This is a genomic window from Streptomyces sp. F63, from assembly GCF_018070345.1.
Lineage (GTDB): Bacteria > Actinomycetota > Actinomycetes > Streptomycetales > Streptomycetaceae > Streptomyces.
This window is the reverse complement of the sequence record NZ_JAGPXX010000007.1, coordinates 19,992-42,361: the sequence shown is the minus strand read 5'-3', so window position 1 is coordinate 42,361 and position 22,370 is coordinate 19,992. Positions and strand designations below refer to the sequence as shown.

General features: G+C 75.1%; 17 protein-coding genes, 2 tRNA genes and 1 pseudogene. 8 read left to right on the top strand and 12 right to left on the bottom strand.

Annotated elements, in window-relative coordinates; translation table 11 throughout:
• Positions 1 to 76: 76 nt before the first annotated feature.
• From KBZ10_RS09985 to KBZ10_RS09965, 5 genes are all read right to left on the bottom strand, one after another.
• On the bottom strand, positions 77 to 868 hold the full coding sequence (locus tag KBZ10_RS09985; protein ID WP_210987181.1) for an ABC transporter ATP-binding protein: 792 nt from the start codon (positions 866 to 868) through the stop codon (positions 77 to 79).
• A gap of 80 nt (positions 869 to 948) precedes the next feature.
• Positions 949 to 2,790: a cation acetate symporter gene (locus KBZ10_RS09980; protein ID WP_210987180.1), complete on the bottom strand. Its 1,842-nt coding sequence runs from the start codon at positions 2,788 to 2,790 to the stop codon at positions 949 to 951.
• Between the two features lie 464 nt (positions 2,791 to 3,254).
• The gene (locus tag KBZ10_RS09975; RefSeq protein ID WP_210987179.1) at positions 3,255 to 4,508 is read right to left on the bottom strand and encodes a CdaR family transcriptional regulator; all 1,254 of its coding nucleotides are present in this window, start codon (positions 4,506 to 4,508) and stop codon (positions 3,255 to 3,257) included.
• Positions 4,509 to 4,828: 320 nt separating this feature from the next.
• The gene (locus tag KBZ10_RS09970) at positions 4,829 to 8,371 is read right to left on the bottom strand and encodes a LuxR family transcriptional regulator (RefSeq protein WP_210987178.1); all 3,543 of its coding nucleotides are present in this window, start codon (positions 8,369 to 8,371) and stop codon (positions 4,829 to 4,831) included.
• A 303-nt stretch (positions 8,372 to 8,674) separates the two neighbouring features.
• Positions 8,675 to 9,661, bottom strand: coding sequence for an NADPH:quinone oxidoreductase family protein (locus KBZ10_RS09965; RefSeq protein WP_210987177.1), 987 nt, complete (start codon positions 9,659 to 9,661; stop codon positions 8,675 to 8,677).
• Positions 9,662 to 10,104: 443 nt separating this feature from the next.
• On the opposite strand from KBZ10_RS09965, the gene KBZ10_RS09960 reads away from it, so the two are divergent.
• Both KBZ10_RS09960 and KBZ10_RS09955 read left to right on the top strand, forming a co-directional pair.
• Positions 10,105 to 10,569, top strand: a complete 465-nt coding sequence (locus tag KBZ10_RS09960) for a universal stress protein (protein ID WP_307847321.1) — start codon at positions 10,105 to 10,107, stop codon at positions 10,567 to 10,569.
• Between the two features lie 168 nt (positions 10,570 to 10,737).
• Positions 10,738 to 10,908 carry a DUF5670 family protein gene (locus KBZ10_RS09955; RefSeq protein ID WP_210987175.1) on the top strand — a complete coding sequence of 57 codons (171 nt, stop codon included), beginning with the start codon at positions 10,738 to 10,740 and terminating at the stop codon, positions 10,906 to 10,908.
• A gap of 300 nt (positions 10,909 to 11,208) precedes the next feature.
• Here the strand turns inward: KBZ10_RS09955 and KBZ10_RS09950 are convergent, their stop codons facing one another.
• Positions 11,209 to 12,069, bottom strand: coding sequence for a SigB/SigF/SigG family RNA polymerase sigma factor (locus KBZ10_RS09950; RefSeq protein ID WP_247702144.1), 861 nt, complete (start codon positions 12,067 to 12,069; stop codon positions 11,209 to 11,211).
• 204 nt (positions 12,070 to 12,273) lie between these two features.
• Here KBZ10_RS09950 and KBZ10_RS09945 point away from each other — a divergent pair, with 204 nt between their 5' ends.
• On the top strand, positions 12,274 to 12,840 hold the full coding sequence (locus tag KBZ10_RS09945; protein WP_210987173.1) for a hypothetical protein: 567 nt from the start codon (positions 12,274 to 12,276) through the stop codon (positions 12,838 to 12,840).
• Between the two features lie 485 nt (positions 12,841 to 13,325).
• Here the strand turns inward: KBZ10_RS09945 and KBZ10_RS09940 are convergent, their stop codons facing one another.
• The 4 genes and pseudogenes from KBZ10_RS09940 to KBZ10_RS29275 form a co-directional block, all read right to left on the bottom strand.
• Positions 13,326 to 14,057, bottom strand: a complete 732-nt coding sequence (locus tag KBZ10_RS09940) for an endonuclease (RefSeq protein ID WP_210987172.1) — start codon at positions 14,055 to 14,057, stop codon at positions 13,326 to 13,328.
• Between the two features lie 413 nt (positions 14,058 to 14,470).
• Positions 14,471 to 15,364: a hypothetical protein gene (locus tag KBZ10_RS09935; RefSeq protein WP_210987171.1), complete on the bottom strand. Its 894-nt coding sequence runs from the start codon at positions 15,362 to 15,364 to the stop codon at positions 14,471 to 14,473.
• Positions 15,364 to 16,644: a VWA domain-containing protein gene (locus tag KBZ10_RS09930; RefSeq protein WP_210987170.1), complete on the bottom strand. Its 1,281-nt coding sequence runs from the start codon at positions 16,642 to 16,644 to the stop codon at positions 15,364 to 15,366. The genes KBZ10_RS09935 and KBZ10_RS09930 overlap by 1 nt, the downstream gene beginning before the upstream one ends.
• 191 nt (positions 16,645 to 16,835) lie before the next feature.
• Positions 16,836 to 17,038: pseudogene (locus tag KBZ10_RS29275) on the bottom strand (VapC toxin family PIN domain ribonuclease); the annotation flags it as partial.
• Between the two features lie 63 nt (positions 17,039 to 17,101).
• On the opposite strand from KBZ10_RS29275, the gene KBZ10_RS09925 reads away from it, so the two are divergent.
• Both KBZ10_RS09925 and KBZ10_RS09920 read left to right on the top strand, forming a co-directional pair.
• Positions 17,102 to 17,365, top strand: a complete 264-nt coding sequence (locus tag KBZ10_RS09925) for a type II toxin-antitoxin system Phd/YefM family antitoxin (RefSeq protein WP_210987169.1) — start codon at positions 17,102 to 17,104, stop codon at positions 17,363 to 17,365.
• Positions 17,362 to 17,616, top strand: coding sequence for a Txe/YoeB family addiction module toxin (locus KBZ10_RS09920; protein WP_210987168.1), 255 nt, complete (start codon positions 17,362 to 17,364; stop codon positions 17,614 to 17,616). The genes KBZ10_RS09925 and KBZ10_RS09920 overlap by 4 nt, the downstream gene beginning before the upstream one ends.
• Before the next feature lie 109 nt (positions 17,617 to 17,725).
• Here the strand turns inward: KBZ10_RS09920 and KBZ10_RS09915 are convergent.
• Together KBZ10_RS09915 and KBZ10_RS09910 are read right to left on the bottom strand one after the other, a co-directional pair.
• Positions 17,726 to 17,799: transfer RNA gene (locus tag KBZ10_RS09915), tRNA-Ile, on the bottom strand.
• Positions 17,800 to 17,973: 174 nt separating this feature from the next.
• A tRNA-Asn gene (locus KBZ10_RS09910) sits at positions 17,974 to 18,046 on the bottom strand.
• Positions 18,047 to 18,205: 159 nt separating this feature from the next.
• On the opposite strand from KBZ10_RS09910, the gene KBZ10_RS09905 reads away from it, so the two are divergent.
• From KBZ10_RS09905 to KBZ10_RS09895, 3 genes are all read left to right on the top strand, one after another.
• Positions 18,206 to 18,511, top strand: coding sequence for a YtxH domain-containing protein (locus tag KBZ10_RS09905; RefSeq protein WP_210987167.1), 306 nt, complete (start codon positions 18,206 to 18,208; stop codon positions 18,509 to 18,511).
• Positions 18,512 to 18,858: 347 nt separating this feature from the next.
• Positions 18,859 to 20,346: an FGGY-family carbohydrate kinase gene (locus KBZ10_RS09900; protein ID WP_210987166.1), complete on the top strand. Its 1,488-nt coding sequence runs from the start codon at positions 18,859 to 18,861 to the stop codon at positions 20,344 to 20,346.
• A 240-nt stretch (positions 20,347 to 20,586) separates the two neighbouring features.
• Positions 20,587 to 22,350 carry an ABC transporter ATP-binding protein gene (locus KBZ10_RS09895; protein WP_210987165.1) on the top strand — a complete coding sequence of 588 codons (1,764 nt, stop codon included), beginning with the start codon at positions 20,587 to 20,589 and terminating at the stop codon, positions 22,348 to 22,350.
• The last annotated feature ends 20 nt before the right edge of the window (positions 22,351 to 22,370 follow it).

Sequence of the window (22,370 nt, the reverse complement as noted above, 5' to 3'; positions counted from 1 at the left end):
GGAGCCGCGGCTTTCCCGGGAGCCTCCGCGGCCTTCCCGGGAGCCTCCGAGCCCGTGCCGTACCGCGTCATGCCGTTCACCGGCCCTTCTCCGCACCCGCCGCGACGGGCTCCTGCCGGGGGGTCTCCTCGCCGAGGTAGAGCCGCCGCACCTCGTCGGTGCGGGCCAGCTCGGCGGCCGGCCCGGAGAGCCGGACCTCGCCGACCTCCAGCACGTACGCGCGTTCGGCGAGTTCGAGCGCCATGGCCGCGTTCTGTTCGACGAGGAGCACGGACGTGCCCTGCCGGTTGATCTCGGTGATGACCTCGCCGATCCGCGCCACCATCTGCGGTGCCAGACCGAGCGACGGCTCGTCCAGAAGCAGCAGCCTCGGGGCGGCCATCAGGGCGCGGCCGATGGCGAGCATCTGCTGTTCTCCTCCGGAGAGCAGTCCGGCGCGCTGGCCCGTGCGCTCGGCGAGGCGGGGGAAGAGCCCGAAGACCCGGTCGCGGGCGGCGGCGTCGCGGCGGGAGCGGTGCAGGCCGAGGCCGCCGGCGCGGAGGTTCTCGTCGACGGTCAGCGCGCCGAAGACCCTGCGTCCCTCCGGTACCTGGACGACCCCGGCGCGTACGGCGGCCACCGGGTCGGAGCCGTTCAGCCCGCGTCCCGCGTACTCCACGCTGCCGGAGGTGATCGCGCCGTGGTGCATCCGCAGGGTGCCGGAGACCGTGCGCAGCAGAGTGCTCTTCCCGGCACCGTTGGCGCCGAGCAGGGCGACGACGCTGCCGGCCGGGACGGTGAGGGTCACGCCCCGCAGAGCGCGGACGGACTGTCCGTAGGACACGTCGAGGTCCTGGATGTGCAGGGCCTCGGGAGAGACGTCGGGCATGGATTCTCCTCGGGGTCCGCGCGGGGGCGGTTCGGGGGAAGTGACGGATACGACAACACGGCGCCGGAGGCGGGTACAGGTCAGCCGCGCAGGTCGGGTCCCGTTCCCAAGGGCCGCCCGTGCGCGTTGTGCGTCCGCCCAGGAGGGAAGCCCAGCGGGTCGCGGCGTTCCCTGAGGTGCCAGGAGGGAAGCCGCTCGCCGGAGTGGCCGGCGGGGGCGGTGCGGGGGCCGCCGTCCGCGGGTCCGGCCGTGGTGCCGCCGTCCGCGGGTCCGGCCGTGGTGCCGCCGTCTCCGTGGCCGCGCCCCCCGTCGCCTTCTCCGGCGCTGTGGCCGTCGTCCTCGCCGGGCGCGCCGCCGTCGCCCTCGCGTGGCGGTTCGGGGCGGGAGAGGACGGAGCCGAGCCAGCCGAGGAGGAAGCCGGCCGGGATGGTGACGATGCCGGGCGTCTGGAGCGGGAACCACGCGAAGTCGCGGTCCGGGAAGAGCGAGACCGGCAGTCCGGAGACGCCGGGGCAGAAGACGGTCAGCACGGTCAGCAGCGCCGTCGTGCCGTAGAGGCAGGCGTACATGCCGCCGGTGGTGAAGCCGCGCCAGAAGAAGGTGTAGAGGAGGGTCGGCAGCAGCGCGGAGGCGGCGACGCCGAAGGTGTAGACGATCAGCACCTGGGCGTTCCAGCCCTGGGCGGGGACCGCCAGCAGCACCGCCGTGGTGCCGACACCGAGGACGGCCCAGCGGGCGTACCGGACCTCGCGGCCGCGGGACAGCCGGCCCCGGAACGCGGTCCGGGCGATGAGGTCGTGGGCGACCGTGGTGGCCGCGGCGAGGGTGATGCCGACGACGGCGGCGAGGACGGTCACGAAGACGGCGCAGGCCACGACGGCGAAGAGCAGGCTCTGGTCGGCGGCGCGCGCCCCGTCGTCCAGGACGCGGGTGAGCGCGAGGAGGGCGGTGCCGCCGGTGTGGTCCTGCCGGTACAGCTCCTTCCCGCCGACCAGTGCGGCGGCGCCCAGGCCGAGCACGACGATGGTCACCAGGAAACCGGCGACGGTGCCGACGGCCCACCGCATGGACTCACGGGCGGCCTTCGCCCCGCGGTGGGTGTAGAGCCGCATCATCACATGCGGCATACAGGCCACGCCGAGGACGAGGGTGAGGTCGAGGCCGATCAGTTCCACCCGGCCCCGGAGGGAGTCGCCGAACTGGGTGCCGGTCGTCCAGTAGGCGTCCCCGGCCCCGCTGTTGCGGGCGGCGGTGGTCATCAGCCGGAACGGGTTCCAGCCGAAGCGGTGCAGGACCATCGCGGCGAGCGCGGTGGTCACCAGGGTCACCACCACGATCTTCAGAATCTGGACGAGCCCGGTGCCGCGCATCCCGCCGAAGGCGACGTAGCCGACCATCAGCAGGCCGACGAAGACCGTGCTGATGGTGGTGGCGGCCTCACCGGGCAGATTGAGCAGGGTGCTCATCATGATTCCGGCGGCGGCGAGCTGCACCAGCAGCATCGGGAAGGTGACGATCAGCGTGATCAGCGCGACGGCGATCCGAGCGGGCCGCTCCCGCAGCCTCCGGGCCAGGATGTCGCCGAGCGTGTAGTGCCGCGGCCCCTCGGCCAGCGGGCCGGCCAGCCGCAGCTTCAGGAGGTAGAGGGAGAGCACGGTGGCCGCGGCGCTGAGCAGGCCGTCGGCGCCGGTGAGGGCGATCGCCCCGGTGGTGGTGAGCACGGTGGCGGCGGAGATGTAGTCACCGGCGATGGCCAGCCCGTTCTGCGCGGGACTCATGCTGCCGCTGCCCGTGTAGAACTGGGCGGGTTCGTCGGTGTCGGTGGCCGCGAGCACGCAGAGGAGAAAGGAGATGGCGACGCAGGCCGAGAAGATCACGTAGGCCAGCGTTCCGGCGTCGAGAAAGGCGGAAGCGGAAGTCACCCGCGTCACGACAGCAGCGGGCCCGGCGGCCGTACAGGCGGGGACCGCACCTCGGTGACCGGGCCCAGGCGCGCCGCGCACGGGCTGTGCGCCATCACATCCTGCGCCACCGCACGGTTACGGAACGGCTGCACGGGCCGCCGTACCGGTACCGGCCGCCGTACCGGCCGCCGGTGTGCCGGACGGACCGGGCCGAGCCCCGGAACGGCGGAGCCGGCGGGCCGGGTGGCCGGGGGCACGCGGACGGGTGGCCGGGGGCACGCGGACGGGCGGGCGGGGGCACGCGGACGGGCGGGCGGGCCGCGCGGTGGCCGGCCGCACTCGAGCGACAGTCCCGAACGGGCCTGACCGGGACGGGAGTTGCGGGTCGGCAGCGGGGCGCGCCCGGGCCCCGGAGCCCCGTCGGGGCCCCGGAGCCCCGTCGGGACCCCGGGGCCCGGAATGCCGCCGCCGGAACGGCCGGGTCAGCCCCGGAGCAGCCGGCGTGCCGTGAGGGCCAGGGACAGTTCGACGACGTCCTGCGGACTGGCGAGGGAGCTCCCGGTGAGCTGCTCGTAGCGGCGCAGCCGGTTGAGGACCGTGTTGCGGTGGCAGAACAGCCGGGCCGCGGCGCGCACCGCCGACCCCTCCGCGGCCAGCCAGACGGTCAGGGTGTCCAGCATGATGTCCCGGTCGGAGGGCTCCAGTTGGAGGACGGGCCCCAGAACGCGGTCGGTGAGCGCGGCCCCGAGATCCGGGGAGGAGATGACCAGGGCGGACGGCAGATGTTCCTCCAGCACCGCCACATCGCCGTCACCGGCGGCGCAGCGCAGCGCGTTGGCGGCCAGACGGCGCGCGTCCCCGACTGCGGCGAGGCCGTCGACCGCGGAGCTGATCCCGGCCCGGCCGCCCGGGGGCGGTTTGATCCGGGCGGCGAGTCCGGCCGGGCCGCCGTCCCCGAGGAGGACGATGCCGTGGTCGGCGTCGGCCCCGGTGTGCCAGACGACGCGCATCCCGTCCGGCACGGACGGCGGTTCCCCTCCCCCGTACGCGGCCCGGCGGCCGCCGGTGACCACGACGACGGCGTAGCGGCCGTTCTCGGGCAGGCCCAGGGCGGCGGCCACCTCAGGCAGGTCGGAGATGCGGGTGGTGCCGTCGAGGAGGGCCCCGGTCATCAGCCGGTGCCGGTTCTCGCGGCGCCAGGTCAGCTCGCGTTCGACCTGCCGGTAGGCGTCCGACACCAGTCCGCAGTGTTCGTCGACGAAGTTCCACACGTCGGCGGCCACATGGACGAGGAGGTGCGCGTCGTCCGGGTTCCGTTCCCCCGCCGCCTCGACCAGCCCCTGCCAGACGACCGAACCGCCCAGCCGGAAGGCGTGCAGCACCGCGTCGAGCGGCATGCCCTGCTCGGCGCGCTCGGCCCCGATCCGCCAGGAGCACTGGCGGGCCGACTCGCGGGACTCCCTGGGGCGCAGCAGGGAACCGACGTTGTGCCGGAGGGAGCGGTGCACCTCCTGCCACAGGTCGTCCGGGTCCGTGGTCGGCGCGCGGTAGGCGGGCTCCTGCTCGCGCAGCAGGGCGACGACGCGGTCGGTCAGCAGGGGGAGCTGGTCCATGAGCACACGGGCGGCCCGGTGCAGCACGATGACCGCCTCGGCGCTCGCCCGGGACCGGATCGGCTCCTCCGCCGCGGGCAGTCCCGGCAGGGCCCGCACTCGGGCGCGTACGACTGGGTGCATCTCGGTCCTCCACGGGTGCGGGGGCCTGGGCGGGGGGCGTGCCGTGTGCCGACGGCCCGCCCCCGGGGTGTTTCCGGGGTGGTGCGTGCTCCTCCCCCAAGGACATACCGTCCGGTCGGTCATTCGTCCATACCCGTGGCGGCAACCGTGTCCGAAGTGCGGCCCGCCCGCGGGGCCGCCCCGCCCGGTCGCGGCCGTCCGGGCCGCACCCGCTCCCGCCCGCGCCCCACCCCGGTGAGCTGCGGCGGAGCCGGTCTCCGGGCCCGTCGGCGCCCCGTGCCGCGCCGGGGCGCGGGTGCGTCCGGTGCGCACGGTTCCGGTCACGGCCGGACCGCCGCCCCCGGCCGCGGCGCGGACCCCGGACCGGCCGCGGTCCCGGCTCCCGGACCGGCCGCGGCGAGCAGCCGGGACAGCTCCACCCGCGACCTGATACCGAGCGCGGCGAACACGTTGCGCAGATGGTGGTCGACGGTGCGCGGGCTGACGGACAGCCGGAGCGCCACCTCCCGGTTGGTCGCCCCCTCCGCCACACAGCGCGCGATCCGCAGCTGCTGCGGGGTGAGGAGCCCGGCGACGGCGGGCGCCTCGGTGGCCCGGCCGGCCTCACCGGTGGCCCGCAGCTCGGCCCGCGCCTGCTCGGCCCAGGCGCCGGCACCGCACCGCTCGAAGGCCACGAGCGCGTCGCGCAGATGTTCCCGTGCCGCGCCCGGGCGGCGCTTGCGGCGGAGCGTCTTGCCCCGCAGCAGCTGGGTCCGGGCCCGCTCGAAATCGCCGTCGGCCAGGTCGTGCAGTTCCAGGGCCCGGGCGAAGAGGGCGTCGGCGCCCGCCTCCGGGCAGCCGTCCCCGGCCGTTCCCGCCGCACCCCCGGTCCCCGCCCCGTGCGCGGTTCCGGTCCCCGTCCCGGCCGTCCGGCGGAGCTCCGGCACACCGGGCGCGGCAGCGGGCACGACCGGGGCCGGGACCCGCCCCACCGGCATCCCGAACCCGCCCGCACCGACGGCACGGCCCGTACCGCCGCCCGTACCGGCCGGCCCGGCCGCCGGCCCGTGCTCCACGGCCAGCAGCGCGCGGCAGCGGGCCAGCTGCGCCGGGAACTGCGGGTCGGCCGTGTGCACCGTCCAGAACTCGAACTCCGGCAGCACGGCCCGCGCCGCCTCCGGTTCCCCCGCCAGCACCGCGGCCTCCACCAGGTCCGGTACGGCGAGCATGCGCAGCGCGAGATGCCCGCGCCCGGGACCGGTGCCCACGAGCGGGCGCAGCCGCACCAGGGCCTCGCGGGGCCGGCCCCGGCCGAGGTCCGCGCGGGCCAGGGACCACACGGCCAGCGTGGCGGCCACTCCGAGACCGTGCGGGCCCGCGTTGTCGTCGGCGGCCCGCGCGTGTTCCTCACAGGCGGCGGCGTCACCGCGGACGGCGGCGGCCATGGCCAGAGCGGCGTGGTGGTGCGCGGCGCAGTTCCGCTGGCCCGCGCGGCCCGCGGACTTCAGCCCCTCCAGGGCGTGGGCCCGGGCGCGGGTGTGGCGGCCCGCTCTCAACTCCGCGTACACCAGGTGCTCCAGGGCCTGCGGCACCAGCGTGTCGAGCCCTCTGACGCGGGCGAGGGCCAGCGCGCGGGTGTTGATCTCACAGGCCGCGCCGACTTCGCCCAGGACCAGGGCCGCCACCCCGGCGCGGATCAGGCTCTCGTGCTCCTCGGCGCTCCGCCCCAGCTCGATCACCCGTCGCAGGGGCTTCACACCCTCGGTGAAACGGCCGCTCATCACCGCGCGCATCCCGGCGCAGTAGGCGTCGAGCAGGGCGCTCCCGGCCGGTCCGTGCGGCTCCCGTCCGCGTCCGGCCCGCACCGGGGGTGCACCCGTGCCGCCGCGGGCCGCCGGTGCGGCCGGCGCCGGCGCGCGGCCGCCGCCGGCGCGGCCGGCGTCCTGCCCGCCGCTGCCCGGGGCGCCGCCACGGTCCCGGCCGGGGCCGCCGCCGTCCCCTCCACCCCCGCCTGCGGCCGGGCGAACCGGGGCCGTCAGGGCCGTGGCCCGGCCGATGTCGGAGAGGTAGCCGGTCACGTCGCCGTCGGCCCAGGCCGCCTCCGCCGCGTGCAGCAGGGCCCGGCGGGCCGACGGCCGGTCGTGCGGTTCCAGCAGACGTGCCGCGTGCAGCAGCACCTCGCGGGCGTCCGTGACCACGCCGTCGCGCAGTTCGAGGATCCCGCGCACCAGTTCCGCCCGTCCGCGTACCGCCTCCCGGGCGGGCAGTTCACGGCCCGCCGCGAGCAGGGAACGCGCCCGGTGCGGCCGGCCCGAGAGCCAGGCGTGCTCGGCGGCGGCCGCGAGCCGGGTGACCCGGGCATCGGTGGCGACGGTCAGTTCGGCGGCCCGGGCCAGTGCGGCCGCCAGCTCGCCGTGGGCGTGGGACGCGCCAGGGGCGGCGGCCGCGGCGGCCGCGAGCCGGCCGGCCAGGGCCGGGTCCGGCCGCTCGGTGGCGACCGCCCGGTGCCACAGGGCCCGCAGCCGGTACGCCTCGCCGCGCGCGTCGAGCACCTCGGCGAGCAGCGCGTGGGCGGCGCGGCGCCGGGCGAGCGGTGCGCCGTCGTAGGCGGCGCGGCGCAGCACCGGATGGGCGAAGCGGATGCGGTCGCTCTCGGTCCGTACGACTCCGGCCGTCTCGGCCGGCTCCAGGCCGGCCCCGGCGAGACCGGCCCGGTGCGCGGCGCTCAGCAGCAGATCGGCGCCGATGCCGTCCACCGGTCCCGCGCACGCGTGGGCGACGGCGGCCAGCAGGAGCAGCAGCCGGGTGTCCGGCGGCAGGGCCCGGAGCCGTGCGGCGCCGTCCCGCAGCAGCGGACCGTCGGCGGGCAGCGGCTCCGGCAGCGGTGCGGCCCCGGCCAGCTGGGCCGGGGACAGTCCGGCCACCAGGTCGGTGAGCAGCCCCGGATTGCCGCAGCCCTCGTGGAGCAGTGCCTCCCGTACGGCCGGCGCGGCGTCGCCGGGCAGCAGGTCGTCGAGCAGGGCCAGGGCGTCGGACTCGGCCAGCGGTGCCAGCGCCCGGGCCGGGACACCGTCGAACTCCGGCTCCGCCGCCCGCCCTTCGTCCACGCTCAGGACCAGGGCCACGGGCGGACCGCCGGCGAGGCGGCGCGCGGTGAACCCCAGGACGCCCCGGGAGGCGGGGTCGAGCAGGTGGGCGTCGTCGACGCAGACGAGGACCGGCCCGCGGCGCGCCAGCTCGCCGAGCCAGACCAGGAAGGCGTCCGCCACGGCACCGGTTCCGGCCGTGCCCCGCCGTCCACCGCCGGTGTCCGGCGCTCCGCCCGCCGCGGCCCGGCTCCCGCCGCGGCGCGCCGCCGGCCGCCGGCACGGCGCCGGCCCGTCCATGCCCTCCGCGCCGGCGAGCACGGCCGCAGCCGCCTCCTCACGGGCGGCCGGCGTGTTCCGGCCGCCCGGCCGGGCCAGGCCCAGTGCCTCCGCCAGCGGCGCGGTGCGCGGCGTGGTCGCGGAGGGCCGGAACGGTGCCGGGGCCGCCAGGGCGTGCAGACCGCTGTAGGGGATGTGCCGCTCCGCGGCCACGGCCCGGACGCGGAGCACTGTGGCAGCGCGCCCGCGGACGGCCTCCGGTGCGTTCCGCGGCGCGCGGTCCGGAGCCGCGAGGCCCGGAGCAGAGCGCGACGCCGCCCCCGAGGCCGCCGCCGTCCGGTCGAGCAGGGCGCTGCGACCGAGCCCCGGCTCGCCCACGAGCAGCAGTGATCCGCCCGCTCCTCTCCGCGCCGCCTCCAGGAGGGCGCCCAGAGCCCGCAGTTCGGCCCGCCGTCCGTGCAGACGCCGCGGCGGCCGTCCCGGTGCTCCGCCGCCGTCCTGGTGCTCCACCGTTCTCATCAGGAAACTCCTCGTGTGAATCCCCCCGGCGTGGATCCCCCCTTCCGCGCGCCCCTCGCACCGGCCGGTCGTTCACCCGTCCCCACGACGGGGCCCCGTCTCCCCCGGTCACCCGCTGCCCGGTTCCGCGTCCCTGCTCCGCTCATGCGCCCGGCCGGCGCGCCGCTCCGCCGCGCCCCGCCGTTCTCCCGCCGGGCGGACCCGGACGCGACGGGGCGGTGGTGTGCTGCCACGGGTGGCGCGGCGACGCGGCGGGAGCCCTGCCGGTCATCGCGGTCCTCCGGCCCGCGCGGCGGCACCCGGTCAGTCCGGCAGCATCACCGCCCGTCCGGCCGTCGTCCCGTCGGCGAGCCGCTGCAGACCGTCCGCGACCTCCGGCAGCCGCAGCCGCTCCCCGAGGAGCGGGGCCACCACGCCGCGGTCGGCGAGCGCCGTCAGTTCCCGGTGCGCGCGCAGCACTTCGGGGCGGCTGCGCCGGGCGTACAGGCCCCAGTGCAGGCCCAGGATGGTGTAGTTGCCGAGCAGGGCCCGGCTGAGGTCCGGCCGGGGCACGACGCCGCTGGCGAAACCGACGACCACGATGCGTCCCTCGAACGCCATGCTGCGCGCGGAGCCGCTGTACGCGGTGCCGCCCACCGGGTCGTAGACGACGTCCGCGCCCCGCCCGGCGGTGACTTCCAGGGTGACGTCGGCGAAGTCCTCGCGGTGCCGGTCCACCACCACGTCGGCCCCGAGCCGGCGGGCGAGGCCGGCCTTCTCCGGGCCTCCGACGACTCCGATGACGGTGGCCCCGGCCGCCTTGCCGAGCTGGACGGCGGCGCTGCCCACCCCGCCCGCCGCGGCGTGCACCAGCAGCGTCTCCCCCGGCTGCAGCGCGGCCCGCCGGTGCAGCCCGAACCAGCCGGTCTGATAGCTGATGTAGAAGGCGGCGGCCGCGGTGTCGTCGAGAGCGGCGGGAGCCGGGAACGCGGAACCGGCCTCCATGAGCGTCCGTTCGGCGAAGGCGCCGTGCGGCAGCGCGGAGAGCCCGACGACCCGCTCGCCGACAGCCGGGGTGGTCACGCCCTCACCGGTCTCGACGACCTCCCCGCAGACCTCCAGGCCCGGCGTGAACGGCAGTGGCGGTCTGAGCTGGTACTGCCCGCGGCACAGCAGGGCGTCGGGGAAGTTGACCGCCGCCGCCAGCACCCGGACGAGGATCCGGCCGGGCCCCGGCACCGGATCGTCGACGTCCTCCAGGCTCAGCGCCGCGGCGGGTTCCCCCGGTTCGTGGACCTGCCAGGCACGCAAGGGCCCTCCTCCTGTGGCCGGATCGGGCCGCCACGACACCACGGGCCGGGAACGGCGGTCCATGGCCGGGGGGAAGGTCGGGGCGGGCTCCCAGAAGCGGTACGCGCCCCGTTGTGCGAGCCCACAGCGGAGGCCCGCCGGGCCGGGCGCGCTCCGTCGCTCCGCCGCCACCCGTCCGGAGCCCGGCCGGAGCCCGTCCGGCGTCCCGACCGGCGTCCCGACCGGCGCCCGGGCCGCCGCGGGAACGGTGCGGGCGGCCCCGCGGCGCGTGGCCGCCCGCCGGGACCGGCCGGCCCCCGCTGTGCCGCGGCACAGGCCCTGCGCGTGGCGCCCCGGTGACCGCCGGCGTGCGGGCCGGGGCCGTCGGGACCGGCGGCCCGGACACCGCGGGCCTGTGGTACCAAGACAGACAGATGTGTCATCCAGAGCCCAGGAGGCAGCCAGTGGCGGACCGGACGGAAAACCGGATCGTGGTCGGAGTGGACGGCTCGGAGCCCTCACGGGAAGCCCTGCGCTGGGCCGTGCGGCAGGCCGAGCTCACCGGCGCCGAGGTCGACGCGATCATGTCCTGGGAGTGGCCCGGCTATGTCACCTGGGGCGGAATGATGCCGCCGACCGCCCCCACCGACGACACCCTGGAGGAGACCGCGCAGCAGACGCTGCTCGCCGCCATCGAGGAGACGGTCGGGAAGGAGCCGCCGGTGCGCGTTCGCGCCCTCACCCAGGCGGGCGGCCCGGTGCAGGTACTCCTGGAGGCGGCCCGCGGCGCGGCGCTGCTGGTGGTCGGCAGCCGCGGGCTGGGCGGCTTCAAGGGCGCGCTGCTCGGCTCGGTCAGCCAGCACGTCACCCACCACGCCCCGTGCACGGTCGTGATCGTACGGGCGCCCGAGGACGACCGGGAGGGCTGAGGACCCGGGCGTCCCGGTGTCCCGGATCCGGTGGGCCGACGAGCACGGCGGTTCCGTGGCCACCGGAAGACCGCACCGCAGAATTCCCCCGGAGCCGGAAAGCCAACGGGAATACGGCCGTGTGTACGGGAATCCCGGGGGCAGAAGCGTCCATGGAGGTTGATAAACATGGTTCCGCTTCTACTCGTTCTGCTCCTGGCCCTGATCCTTTTCGGGGCGGGATTCGCACTCGACGCACTGTGGTGGATCGCGGTGATCGTGCTGGTTCTCTGGCTTGTCGGCTTCTTCGTCCGTCCCGCGGGCGCGGGCGGCAAGCGAGGCCGCTGGTACCGCTGGTAGGCGGGATCCGCCCCGGCAGAGAAGACGACAGAGAAGAAACAGAAGAATCAGGGGACTGATTCAGGGGCCGACCGGAAAATCCGGCCGGCCCCTGAATCGTCTCTGTATCGTCTTTGCTTCGGGTGCGCTTCCCGGCTCTTCCGGTGCGCCCTTTCCGCTCCCCTCGGCCCGCCCCTTCCGCTCCCCTTCCGCCGGGGCGCACCCATGGCTGTGCCGACCGGATCGGTCCGGTCGGCACAGCCGGGGAAAGAGATGAGGCACGAATCCCCGGGAAGCGGGTTCACCGAGGAGCCGCGGGCATCACGCCTGGTTCGGAACGAGCCCGGCGCGCAGTTCCCGGAGGGTGCGGGAGAGCAGGCGCGAGACGTGCATCTGTGAGATGCCCAGCTCGGCGCCGATCTCCGACTGCGTCATCTCCTGGCCGAAGCGCAGCTCCAGGATGGTGCGGTCGCGCTCGCCCAGGTTCTCCAGCAGCGGCTTCAGGGCGTGCAGGTTCTCGATGGTCTCCAGCGCGGGGTCCACATCGCCGAGCAGGTCGGCCAGGGTGTTGCCGCGGGAGTTGTCCCCGCCGTCCTCCACGGGCATGTCCAGCGAGCCGGCGGCGTAGCCGTTGCTCGCGACGATGCCCTCCAGCACCTCCTCGACACTCCGGTTCAGGTGCTTGGCCAGTTCCTCGGGGGTCGGGGAGCGGTCCAGCCGCTGCGACAGCTCGTCATTGGCCTTGGCCAGTTCGATCCGCAGCTCCTGCAGCCGGCGCGGAACGTGCACGGACCAGCTCGTGTCGCGGAAGAAACGCTTGATCTCGCCGACGATGTAGGGCACGGCGAAGGTGGTGAACTCCACCTCGCGGCTCAGGTCGAAGCGGTCGATCGCCTTGATCAGGCCGATGGTGCCGACCTGGACGATGTCCTCCATCTCGTCCGAGCGGTTGCGGAAGCGGCGGGCGGCGAACCGGACCAGGGAGAGGTTCAGCTCGATCAGGGAGTTGCGTGCGTACTGGTATTCGTGGGTTCCCTCTTCCAGCTCGGCGAGCCGGTCGAAGAACAGCTTGGACAGCTCCCGGGCGTCCTGGGGCGCGACCTTGGTCGGGTCCTCGATCCAGGGCAGCTCCCCCACGGTCGCCGCGGCACCGAGTTCGGACTCGATCTCCGAGACCGCCATCGAAACCGTGCCAGCCGTGGTGTCCATAGTGGCCTCCATGCTCGTCGTGCTCGTCCATCCGGGGGGTGAAGGGGCGTCTACCCCGGCTCATTCGCCCTACACACCCGGACTTCGGCCCTTCTCTCCGCGTCCCGTGCGAACGGACCGCGGAGGTCCCGTGACGGCGATGCGTTTGTCGCTCTGAGTAGCGGCAAGGCGGGGGCCATGGCTGAGAACAAGGACGTACCCAACCAGAACGGCAAGAAGGCGAACGCCGGAGGCACCAAGACCACCGCGGCGGCCACGACCGAGAAGGCGGGGACGGGGGCCGCCGAGGGCCCGAACGGTACGCGGACCGGCGCGACGAGCACCGAGAAGGCGGGCAAGACTGCCCGGAACACCGCCGAACGGGCGACCGACAAGACGGGCGATCAGGCACGCTCCGGCGCGAACGGCATGACGAAAATGGCCGACACCCCCGCCGCCAAGGCCGCCGCCGCGAAGGCGGCAGCGGCGAGGACCGCGGTCGGCGGCCTGGCGACGAAGACCGCGCACGTGACCACCGAGAAGGCCACGGCCACCGGTCAGGCCATGGCGGGGATGCCCAAGAAGGCCGCGGCGGTGGCCGGTACGGCCTGGCTGGCCGTCAAGGCGCGCAAGGCGGTTGCCGCGGGCGCGGCCGGAGCCGGCGCAGCGGCGGTGGCCGGCGCCGGTGTCCTCGTCGCGCGCCGGCGGGCCGCCCGCAGGCGCGGCCCGCTCGCCCGGCTGACCGGCGGCCGGCTGGGTGCCTGATCGCGCGCCCGCCACCGACCCGCCCCCGACCGCAGCCGGCCCCGGCCCGCCTTCTCCGCGGCCGGGGCCGGCTTCCGCGTACGGGACCGGCTTCCGGGGGCGGGCGAGACTCCGGAAGGCGCCGGGCGAGCGCATGCGGCGGGCCGGGAGGATCAGGACCGGACCGCTCAACCGGTCACGGCCGGACAGAACCGGGACATGCCCGCACGACCGTGCGCGCACGACCGCGCGCGCACGGCCCGGTCACTGCCGGAGCGGGGCGAGGACGAGGGCGAGGGGCTCCGTCTCGCTTCCGTACCCTCCACTGCCTCCTCCACCGTCCCGGAGTTGCGTCACGGAGCTTCGGCACGGAAAGCGATGAGCGGGCAGACCACCGCGGTTCGTTCCGCCCACGGCCCACCGCCCATGGCCCACCGCCCATGGCCCACCGCCCATGGCCCACCGCCCATGGCGCCGCGGTTCCGTGGCGGAGGCCGCGGCGGCCGTCAGACCCGGGCGGCTTCCCGTACCCGCTCGGCCGCCCCCTTGTCGAGGGCGACGCGGACCAGGCCGGCCACGAGCCTCGGCAGCTCCTCCTCGCCCACGAGCCGCGCGAGCGCCCGGGGCGTCTCCGGCAGGCCGAGCCGCGCCGCTCCGTCCAGCGCCTTGCCGTCGATGTGCGGCCGGACCTCGGGCCAGACACCCTGCACCTCCCGGAGGAAGATGTCCGCTCCGGCCGGGCCGATGCCGGGGGCCTCCTGCAGCAGGTCCCGCTCGGCGGCGACCGCCTCCCCCGGCCTCCCGCCGTCCGCCCGCCGCCGGGCGTCCTCACGCAACCGCCGCAGGTCCCCGCGGTACTTCTCCAGCACCAGCCCGGCACCGTCGCCCAGTTGGGTGGCCGTCCGCTCGTCGTAGCGCCGGTAGTGGCCCTTGCCCAGGGCGTCCACCCGCTCCTGCCAGCTCGCGTCCGCCATCCGGCGGGGATTCCGCATGCCGTCCTCGAACAGCGCGCGGGCGGCGGCCACCGCGACGTCCGCGCGGATCCGCGCGGAAAGCAGGTGGGACAGCACCAGCAGCTGGTAGAGCGGCTGGGGGGAATCCTTCAGGCGCACACCGGCCTCCTCGGCGTACGTCCGCCCCTCCTCCGCCAGCAGGGCCCGCACCAGCGCCCGTTCTTGCCCCCGCCGCCCGTGCCCGGCCTCGCCGCCCTTGCCCGCCTTCCCGTTCGTCCCGCTCATGCCGGCATCACCGTCCGCTCCGTTGGTCCGAGCCCGGCCGGGCTGCTGCCCCGCCTCGCTCATCTCGCTCGTCGCACGAGTGCCCACGACCGCGCGGGCCACGCCCCCGTCCTCGCTCGGCGCACGCTGCGATGGCGGACGCGGCCGGGGTGGGCGACGCGGGCGGCTCGCGTGGCGGGGCGGCACGGGGCGGCGGGGACGAAGCCGTCCCTGTGCCGCGGGTGACCGGCTGTCCCCGGATCCCCACGGGTGCCCACGGGTGCCCGCACGGCGAGGTTGCCCGCAACCCCCGGGAGCCTGGGGTTGCGGGGCCCGGGTGGCGGGTAGCGGGTGCCCTACGGGCCCGGGCCCGGGTGGCGGGCAGCGGCCGACGGGACCACCGCCTCGCCGCCGTACGGGCCGCGGGCCGGGCGTCAGGCCCGCGGCGGGGCACCCGGCCGGCGCCCGGGGCCGCGGGCCAGGGAGTACCCGGCCGCGGTGGTGAACGCCGTGAGCAGACCACCGGCAGCGGTCCAGAGCCAGCGGTCCGTCCACCAGCCGGAGGACCAGCCGTCCTCGGGCGCGCCGGCGGCCTCCGCCGTCTCCTGCTGCTCGTCCTGTTCCTGCTGCTCGTCCTGTTCCTGCTGCTCGTCCTGCTCCTGCTGTGAGGAGTCCCGGTCGTCCCGTTCCGGCCCGGTGACGGTCAGCGGGACGAGCGGCGTGGCGAGCCTGCCGTCCACGGCATGGGCGCCGCCCGCGTCCACGGAGGTGGCCTCGATCTCCGCCCGCACCGGCAGTCCGAGGTCCCGCTGCGGCAGATCGACGACCGTCAGCCGGACGTAGTAGCTGCCCGGCAGCGGCGCGTCGCTCCAGGGCTCCGCCCATGCCCGCACGGTCCGCAGGGTGCAGGACAGCTCCACCGAGGCGGCGTCCGCCGGTGCCGCCTTCGTCTGGCTGCCGTGGACGCAGGCCTGGCGGCGGCGCAGCCCGTCGTGGACGTCGATCCGCCAGCGGGACGTGCCCTGCCGGCCGGCGGACTCGGGCAGCTTCACGGTGGCCGTCACGGTGACCCGCTGCCCGGCGTCGGCGGGGAAGACCCAGTAGAAGTAGTCGCCGGCCGATCCCTCGGCCGCGGCCCGCTCCCCCTGCCGGATCTGCGTCGCCAGCCGGAAGGTGGTGCCCGCCGCGGCCGGGGCCCCGTCACCGTCCCGGCCGGTGCCGGGGCTCGCGGACGGGTCGTCGGCCGAGGCCGTCCCCGCCGCGGCGAGGAGGGCGAACCCGGTCAGGACGGCACCGGTCAGGGCGCGCAGCGCTCTCGTCCTCCGCATCAGCTGCTCCTCCCGAGATCCGTACGGCGCCGCGCGAACAGACCCCACAGCAGACCGGCCGCGAGGCCGGTGAGCGCGAGCACGCCCAGCAGCCACGGGCCGCGGCCGAGGCCGAAGGCGGCCGGATCGGCGGCCTCGTCGGGACCGTCCACGAGATCGACGGTGAGTTCGAGGGGCAGGCCCGGCGTGGTCTTCACCGAGGCGGGCGCCGAGAAGGAGTTGCTGACCCGCAGACAGACGGTCTCGCTCGCCGGCTTGGCATCGGTGTCCGTGTCCTCCTCCTCCGGGATGGTCGTGGGATACCGCAGTCCTGCGGAGATGACGTCCGTTCGCCCGTCGCCCGCTTCCGAGCCCCGCACGATCTCCCTGCCGTGCACGGTCACGGCCCGCAGCAGCACGCCGTAGTCGTTGTCGACCGCCCGGTCGGCACCGATGCTCACCGAGGCGCGCAGCTCGTGGCCGGCCGGGACCTCCACCCGGTACCAGCGGTGCTCGCCGAACTCCTCGCGGTCGGTGTAGAGGCCGGGTTCGAGCGTGGGCGCCGTGGCGCACTCGTCCGCGCCCTTGGCGGGCACGGGGGTGACGACGGGGGCGGCCGCCCGGTCCACCAGCTGTTTCACCCGGCCGGAGAGCTCCGCGGTGCGCTGGACGGAGGTGTAGGTGCCGCCGGTGGCCTCGGCGATGCAGACCAGCTGCCGGCGGGTCTTGGCATCGGGGACCAGGCCGAGGGTGTCGATGGTGAGGCCGACGCCCTTGGCCGCGAGCTCGCGGGCGACCTCGCAGGGGTCGAGCGGGGCGCAGGTGTCCTCGCCGTCGGTGATGAGCACGATCCGGCGGGTGGCGTCCCCGCCCTCCAGGTCGTCGGCCGCCTTCAGCAGCGCGGGCCCGATGGGGGTCCAGCCGGTGGGGGCCAGGGTGGCCACCGCGGTCTTCGCCTCGGTCCGGTCGAGCGGGCCGACGGGGTAGAGCTGCTCGGTGTCCTTGCAGCCGGTGCGCCGGTCGTCGCCGGGATAGTTGGCGCCGAGGGTGCGGATGCCGAGCCGCACCTCGTCCGGTACCGCGTCGAGCACCTCGCCGAACGCCTGTTTCGCCGCCGCCATGCGGGACCCGCCGTCGATGTCACGCGTCCGCATGGAGCCGCTGACATCGAGCACCAGCTCGACCTTGGGGGCTTCCTTCTCCGCCGGTTCACCGGCCGCCGCGGGGGCCGGGACGAGCCCGGCGCCCAGGGCGGCGAGCACCCCGCACACCACGGCCGCCGGCCATGTTCTTCTGATCATCGCCGGATCCTATGGGGCGGTGATCCACGCCCCCAACCCGGGTACGCCGGAGCGCGGTTGAGCACAGCGCACCCTTCCGGCGCCCGTGCTCACGGGGCACCCCGTCCCGGCGGTCCGGATCGCGGGCGGCGGGCGGCGGGCGGCGGGCCGGCGAGCATTCCCGTCGCCATACGCACGCCGCACAGGCACGCTCAGGCGCGCACGTCCCGCTGCTCCAGTTCCTTGAGAACCGCCGCCACCGTGGCGAAGTCATGGTCCACGTGGAGCACCGTGTGGCCATGGCCCCGGCGGAACGGTGTTGTCCCCGTTGGGTGAGCTCGTTGTGCGCGGCGTCGACCCGGCGCCACGCGTTCTTGGGAACCGGCGAGAACCGGCAGAGATCATCCAGCTCTTCGCGTGTGGACACGATCAAGACTCGTACTATATCTTGTACAAGTCGAGAAGGGAGGCCGCAAGTATGTCCATCACCGCCAGCGAGGCCCGCCAGAACCTGTTCCCGCTGATCGAGCAGGTCAACGATGACCACGCCCCGGTTCACATCACCTCCCGCAAGGGGAACGCCGTCCTCATGTCCGAAGAGGACTTCAACTCGTGGACCGAGACGGTGCACCTTCTGCGCTCCCCCAAGAACGCCCGTCGCCTGCTCGACTCCATCGCCGAGGCGGAGGCCGGCAAGGCCCTGGACCGCGCACTGATCGACCCCGGCGCGGAGCATGCGTGAAGATCTCGTTCACGACCCACGCCTGGGAGGACTACACCTACTGGGCCGAGAACGACCGCAAAATGGTCAAGCGCATCAACAAGCTGATCGACGACACCCTGCGCGACCCCTTCAAGGGCATCGGCAAGCCGGAGCCCCTGAAGGGTGACCTGTCGGGCTACTGGTCCCGGAGAATCGACGACACGCACCGGCTCGTGTACAGGCCGAGCGACGATGAGTTGGTCATCGTCCAGGCTCGATACCACTACTGACTCGGCTCGAAGAGCCGTCCAGCAGGTTCCGGCGCCGGCCGATGGAGAAGAAGGAGGCTCCTCCCAAGCCCGGGAACCGGGCGGGAGCGGGGCTCCTTGGTTCGCCGAGTGGGGCGGGTGGGACTCGAACCCACGACCGACGGATTATGAGTCCGCTGCTCTAACCGGCTGAGCTACCGCCCCTCACGGCGCGTCGCGCACATGTGTGCGCGCCGTCTGCCGCAGCATAGCCGCTCATACGATCTGCCGCCCGTACGGGCTTCGCTGGGCTGCCTGGGAGGACGCGCTGCGTCCCGCGGCGGTTCCCCCTCGTACGGAGCAGAAAAAAGGGCCCCGAACCGGGGCCCTCGTCGTCTGCTCCCCCGACTGGACTCGAACCAGTAACCTGCCGGTTAACAGCCGGCTGCTCTGCCAATTGAGCTACAGGGGACTGCTCTGCTCGGTCCCGCCCGGCCGGTTCTCCCGGGGGCGTTCCCTCGCTGCGAGCAATACATTAGCGCATGGCAGGGCGTGCTCCGAAATCCGTATTCGCATCAGCGCCCGGCGGCCGGGGCAAGCGCCCAGTACGCATCGAGGGAAGGTGGAAGCCATGCGGTACCGGCTCACGTTCATGACCGGACTGGCCGTCGGTTACGTCCTCGGCTCCCGGGCCGGCCGGGAGCGCTACGAACAGCTGCGCAAGATGGCGCGGCAGGCGGCGCAGAACCCGGCGGTCCGCAACGCGGCCGAGTCCGCCGCCCAGAGCGGCCGCCAGGCCGCCGCCAAGGCGGCGGTGACGGTCGACAGCAAGTTCGGCGACCGCCTGCCGGGCCCGGTCTCGGAGCGGGTGCGCGCGCTGCGCGAGCAGCGGGGTGGGACGGCCGCTGCGGCGGCGGAGGACGGCTGGGGCACCTGACCCCTCGCCGGGGCGGCCGCTGCCGCGCGGGGCGGGCCGTCCCGCCTCGCGCGGTGGCGGCCTTTCCGTTGCCCGTCCGTCCTCCTCGCGCTCCCGTCGTCCTCGCGTTCCCCGTCCGCGCGTCGTCCTCGCGTTCCCCGTCCGCGCGTCGTCCTCGTGTTCCCCGTCCCTCGTCCCGTCCCGTCCTCCTTGCCCGCGCCGCGGGCGGTGCCGCCGGCTCGTCCGCCCGAGGCCCCGTGCCGCCGCGCGCGGTGCGCGCGGGCCGGACCGCGGCCGGGGCCGGGGCCGTGCGGGGTCCCGTGGCGCCGACAGGTGGTGATCACAGCGGTAGGGCATCATCTGGAGCCATGGGGATCGTTGCCGGATTGGACAGTTCGTCCGACTACACACGTATCGTCGTCTGCGACAGCGGCACCGGTGCCGTCATCAGACAGGGGTACGCGCCGCACCCCGCCGACGGATACGCCGGGGCGGGCGGGAAGCGGACCGAGATCGATCCCCAGGCGTGGCTGGTCTCGCTGGGCGAGGCGGCGGCCGGCGGCGTGCTCGAAGGTGTTCAGGCCATCGGGGTCTCCAGCCAGCAGCACACCCTGCTGACACTGGACGCCGCCGGCGAGCTCGTGCGGCCCGCGCTGCTGGGCAACGACAAGCGCGCGCAGGCCGCGGCCGCCGATCTGGTGGACGCACTGGGCGGCCGCGCCGCGTGGGCGGAGGCCGTCGGCTCCGTACCGGAGGCGGCGCAGCCGGTGGCGAAGCTGCGCTGGCTGGCGCGGAACGAACCGGAGTCCGCGGCGCGGACCGCGGTGATCCTCCAGCCGCACGACTGGCTGGTCTGGCAGTTGCTGGGGCGGCCGGCGCGCAAGACGACCGACCGGGGCGGCGCCTCCGGCACCGGCTACTGGTCGGCGGCCACGGGCGCCTACCGGCCCGATCTCGTCGAACTGGCGCTCAGACGGCAGGTCGGACTGCCCGACGTCCTGGGCCCGGCCGAGGCCGCCGGCTACACCCCCGAGGGGCTGCTGATCTCCGCCGGGACGGGCGAGACGATGGCCGCGTCGCTGGGTCTGGGCGTCGGCCCCGGGGACGCGGTCGTGTCCCTGGGCGCCTCCGGGTCGATCTTCGCGGTCCACCACGAGGCGCTGGTGGACCCGTCGGGGACCATCACGTCCTTCGCCGACGCGACGGGGATGCACCTCCCGGTGGTGCATGTCTCGAACGCGGCCCGCGTCCTGCGCGGCACCGCCGAACTGCTGGGCACCGACCCCGAGGGCTTGTCCCTGCTGGCACTGAAGTCGACACCGGGCTCCCACGGACTGGTGCTGCTGCCGTACCTGGAGGGCGAGCGCACGCCGTATCTTCCGCACACCGCGGGCACGCTGTCCGGGCTGCGCCGGGAAAGCATGAAGCCGGAGCATCTGTCGCGTGCCGCGTTCGAGGGGATGCTCTGCGGGATCGCCGACGCGCTGGACGTGCTGCGCGGACGGGGCGTGCCGGTGCGGCGGGTGTTCCTGCTCGGCTCCGCCGCGGGGCTGCCGGCCGTGCAGGCGATGGCTCCGGCGCTGCTCGGCGCACAGGTCGTCATACCGCAGCCGGCGGACTACGCGGCGCTGGGCGCGGCCCGGCAGGCGGCGTGGGCGCTGGGGGTGGCGCAGGGCACGCTGACCCCGCAGGAGCCCCCGCGCTGGCAGGGCGCCGCGGCGGAGGTGCTCGATCCGGGCGACGAGCTGGCCGTCGGCCAGGCCGTGCGGCAGCAGTACACGGCGGTGCGGGAGCAGACGTACCCGGGGGCGTTCGGGCCGTCCGGGCCGCCGTCTCCGCCCGGACCCGGCTACTGAGCGGCCGCCCGGCCGGACGGCGAACCCGGGGGCCCATGGTGGTGCGTGCCGGGACGCGCCCCGGAGGGAAGGACGCCGGCCGGGCCGGCGGCGGTTGCGTCTGTACGCCAGACGCGTAAGCAGCACGGTTTTACCCGTTCTTGCATCCGGACGCGCACGCGATGGCACAGGATTGGCAAGCGTTTTCGACCACCCTGCCGCCGATTCCGCTCCCGCCCCGGCCCTGAGAGACGACCCCTCGTGCTGTTCCGACTTGTGCGTTCCCGGCTCGCCCCGTACCGGCGAGCCGTCCTGCTGATCGTCCTGCTGCAGTTCGTCCAGACGCTCGCGGCCCTCTATCTGCCCGCGCTCAACGCGGACATCATCGACAACGGTGTGGTGCAGGGGGACACCGGGCACATCCTGCGCACCGGCGGCGTCATGCTCGCGGTCACCCTGGTCCAGGCCGTCTGCACGATCGGCGCGGTGTTCTTCGCCGCCCGGACCGCCATGGCCGTCGGCCGGGACGTCCGGGCCGCCGTGTTCGACCGGGTGCAGAGCTTCTCCGCGCGCGAGGTCGGCCACTTCGGGGCTCCCTCGCTGATCACCCGGACCACCAACGACGTCCAGCAGGTGCAGATGCTGGTGCTGATGTCGTTCACGCTGATGGTCGCCGCGCCCATCATGGGCGTCGGGGGCATCGTGATGGCGCTCGGCCAGGATGTGCCGCTGTCCGCCCTGCTGGTGGCCGTGGTGCCGGTGCTGGGCACCGCGGTGGCGGTGATCGTGCGGATGCTGCGGCCGTTGTTCCGTCTGGTGCAGGAGCGGCTGGACACCGTGAACCGGGTGCTCCGGGAGCAGATCACCGGCATCCGCGTCATCCGCGCCTTCGTCAAGGACGACTACGAGCGGCTGCGCTTCGAACGGGCCAACGCCGAGCTGACCGACGTCTCGCTGAGCACCGGCCGGCTGCTCGCCCTGATGTTCCCGCTGGTGATGACGGTGGTGAACGTCGCCGGGGTGGCCGTGCTCTGGTTCGGGGCCCACCGGATCGACAGCGGCGGCATGCAGATCGGTGCGCTGACCGCTTTCCTCGCCTATCTGCTGCAGATCCTGATGTCGGTGATGATGGCCACCTTCATGTTCATGATGGTGCCGCGCGCCGAGGTCTGTGCCGAGCGGATCCAGGAGGTGCTGGACACCGAGCCGGGTGTCGTGCCGCCCGCCGACCCGGTGCGCCTCCTCAGCCGGCACGGGACGCTGGAACTGCGGGGGGCGGGCTTCCGCTACCCGGGCGCCGAGGAGACGGTGCTGCGGGACGTCACCCTGACCGCCCGGCCCGGGGAGACCACGGCCGTGATCGGCTCCACCGGCAGCGGCAAGAGCACGCTGCTGCACCTGATACCCCGGCTGATCGACGCCACCGAGGGCGAGGTCCTGGTCGGCGGCGTGGACGTCAGGCGGCTGGACCCGGCGCTGCTGGCCGAGACGGTCGCACTGGTGCCGCAGAAGCCGTATCTCTTCTCCGGCACGGTGGCCTCCAACCTCCGGTACGGCCATCCGGAGGCGACCGACGAGGAACTGTGGCACGCCCTGGAGACCGCCCAGGCGCGGGAGTTCGTCGAACGGCTGGGCACCGAGGCGGCCGAGGGGGGAACCGGCTCGGGACTGGACGCGCCGATCGCGCAGGGCGGTTCGAACGTCTCCGGCGGGCAGCGGCAGCGGCTGGCCATCGCCCGCGCCCTGGTGCGCCGCCCGGAGATCTACCTGTTCGACGACTCCTTCTCCGCCCTCGACTACACCACCGACGCCGCGCTGCGGGCCGCTCTGGCGCGCGAGACGGCCGAGGCGACGGTGCTGATCGTCGCGCAGCGGGTGAGCACCATCCGCGAGGCCGACCGCATCGTCGTCCTCGACGAGGGCCGTGTCGCCGGCACCGGCACGCACCGCGAACTGATGGCGGGCAACGCCACCTACCGGGAGATCGTGCTCTCCCAGCTCACCGAAGAGGAGGCCGCGGCGTGACCGCGCAGCAGACCCCGGCG